At 66.5% G+C, this 2,477-nt stretch carries 3 protein-coding genes; 1 reads left to right on the forward strand and 2 read right to left on the reverse strand.

Annotation, left to right across the window (positions count from 1 at the left end):
- Window positions 1–1,130: S8 family serine peptidase (locus LXM94_RS25720; protein ID WP_235774714.1), on the forward strand; the 1,130-nt coding region annotated here is incomplete at its 5' end.
- 12 nt (window positions 1,131–1,142) lie between these two features.
- On the opposite strand, the gene LXM94_RS25725 is transcribed toward LXM94_RS25720, so the two are convergent.
- Both LXM94_RS25725 and LXM94_RS25730 read right to left on the reverse strand, forming a co-directional pair.
- Window positions 1,143–1,451, reverse strand: coding sequence for a PqqD family protein (locus LXM94_RS25725; RefSeq protein WP_235774716.1), 309 nt, complete (start codon window positions 1,449–1,451; stop codon window positions 1,143–1,145).
- Complete coding sequence (locus LXM94_RS25730) at window positions 1,448–2,341, reverse strand: hypothetical protein (RefSeq protein WP_235774718.1); 894 nt, start codon at window positions 2,339–2,341, stop codon at window positions 1,448–1,450. The genes LXM94_RS25725 and LXM94_RS25730 overlap by 4 nt, the downstream gene beginning before the upstream one ends.
- Window positions 2,342–2,477: the final 136 nt, after the last annotated feature.

Genomic DNA, 2,477 nt, shown 5'->3' on the forward strand with positions numbered 1-2,477 from the left:
CTACGCCATGCTGGACGTACCAGCCATGGCCGCATAACTTAAACCAAACGGTCTCCGGCAAACCCGGCGCGGTTCACAGCGCGGCGGCGCGGACAACGCTGGAGGCTGCCGGCTACGCCTTTCTGGAGGATACGCCGGTTGCGCTTGCCGGCGCGACGCTGTCGAAGTTGCAGGTGCCGCAGGGCACATCGCTCGACGCCGCGCGCCAGCAGATCACGCAGCTCGATCCGGCAGCGCTTGTCGACCTCAACCACTACTATCGGCCGGAGAAGGCAGAGACGTCGACCTGTTCCGGCGCCGATTGCCCGATGCGCCAGATCGTCGGGTGGCCGGACGCCGGCCTTGCCGGCAGCACCTGCGGCACGCCGTCCCGGATCGGTCTGGTCGATACAGCGATCAATACGGATCATGCGGTCTTCGCCGGCCGACGCATCGAAACGATCCGGCTCGGCGGTGAGACGCAGCCGGCGTCCGGACGTCAACACGGCACCGCGGTCGCGGCGCTTCTCGTCGGAGCGCAGGGCGGGAGGGCGCCCGGCCTTCTGCCCGATGCCGACCTCGTTGCCGTCGATGCCTTTTATGATGCGTCGCGCGCGGGTGACCGGGCCGAGGCCTTCGATCTCGTGCGGGCGCTGGACCTGCTTGCCCTCCGGCGTGTCGATGTCGTCAACATGAGCCTCGCCGGGCCGGACAATCAGTTGCTCAAACGGGCCGTCACGCTCGTCTCCGAGCGGAACATCGTCATCGTGGCAGCTGCCGGCAACGCGGGACCCAAGGCGGCCCCTCTCTATCCAGCGGCCTACGAGCCGGTCATCGCGGTGACGGCGGTCGACCGGGCAAAGCGCCCCTACCGCCGTGCCGGCCAGGGAGATCACATCGACATTGCGGCGCCGGGCGTCAATGTCTGGACGGCTGCCTCAATCAGCGGCGCGCGCCAGAAGACCGGCACGTCCTTCGCCGCTCCCTTCGTCACGGCGGCGGTGGCGCTCCTCAAGGCCGGGGATCCCGCGATGACGGCCACGCAGATCATGGACAGTCTGGTGGCGTCCGCCGAGGATCTCGGGGAGCCGGGCAAGGATCCGGTCTTCGGTCACGGATTGCTCGACGCACGCGCGCTTTGCCGCGCCTGACGGCGGAGGCGATCACGCGCCGGCGTCCGGCTCTCCGGCGCGGATGACGAGGCGCTGATCGCGGAGATCCGCCAGCAGCTCGCGCACGTCCCTGCCGATCCGGCTTCGTGCTGCGTCGGGAAAGGCCTGCTGCAGCAGGTCGATGATCTCGCGTTCCGATGCCGCCTCCGCGAGAAGCACCCAGACGGCGGCGCCGATGGGCAGCAGCGAGTGGATCGCCCTGCCATGCTCGTCGATCAGGAACAACACCTCGTCGACCTGCTCCTGGCGGAGGCCAGGCGCCTGGCGGAAGCGCTCGGGGCGCTTTGGACGGCGACTCATCGAGGTGCCTCCGGATTCGGACCGGCCGCGACGCCGAAGCGCTCGGAGAGAAGGTCCGCGGCCTCGCTGACGTCCGAATAGCGCAATGCGAGGCAGAGGCGGCTCGTCGCCAATGCCTTCAGCCGGTCGAAGACGAGGTTCGGCCGGTCGACGATGCCGAAATTCTGGTCGATCAGGGTCTTCAAAGCCATGCCGCCCGACACGGGCGCAAATTCCGCAGCGCCTGACGGGCGGCGGTCGAGAAGAACGATGGCAGCGATCGCGTGATTTTCGCCGAGCCGGCACAGCTCGTCGTCCTGCAGTGCGACATATTGCCAATGCCTGTCCGACAAGCCGGCGCGCTTCGCGACGAACTGCCCGTAATCCGCATCCGTGCGGTCACAGGGCAGCGGCAGCCGGATGCGCGGCAAGAGGCCCAGCGCGTTCGTTTGCAGCGTCTCGACATCGATCGCCACCACGTCGTCGCCGATGAGTCGATGGCCGCGCTTGGCGAGATGCACCGACAGGGTCGTCTTTCCCGCACGCTGGATGGCGGGGAAGAGCACCGCTCCGTCTTTGAAGGCTACGGCGGCGGTGTGCATGCAGAAGGAAAGCGGATGCCTGTCGACATACCAGTCGATGAACTCATAGTGGAAGTCGCAGACCGCATCCGCCACCGTATCGATCCTGCCGCGCTTATCCTTCAGCCGTTCGGAGATCCAGGGGGCGTCCCAGGAGTAGATGCCGTTGCGATGCTCGAATCGCATGTAGGCGGCCTCGTCCGGGGCGATCGGGCATTCGTCGAAATCCCATCCGCGCAGGATGGATCGGAACCCCTCCGCAACGGCGCGGCAGTTCATGAAATCGACGGGCTCTCCGAAAATTCTGTAGCGATCGACGGTGTGGGGCATGGCTGTCTCTGGGGCTTGGCCGGCCCCTGCGGGCCGGCCGTCTGTCGAGCGGGATGGATCTAGAGTATTTCCGGTGAAAACGGGATCACCGGAAATACTCTAGAATTTTGTTTTTACCGCATTATCCGACGTCGAA

The organism is Rhizobium alarense, from assembly GCF_021555155.1.
In the GTDB taxonomy this organism is placed as follows: Bacteria; Pseudomonadota; Alphaproteobacteria; order Rhizobiales; family Rhizobiaceae; genus Rhizobium_D; species Rhizobium_D alarense.

What these genes read in the sequence shown, in the direction of transcription:
- LXM94_RS25725 (WP_235774716.1), bottom strand. Translation starts at nt 1,451, where the DNA reads ATGAGTCGCCGTCCAAAGCGCCCCGAGCGCTTCCGCCAGGCGCCTGGC.
- LXM94_RS25730 (WP_235774718.1), bottom strand. Translation starts at nt 2,341, where the DNA reads ATGCCCCACACCGTCGATCGCTACAGAATTTTCGGAGAGCCCGTCGAT.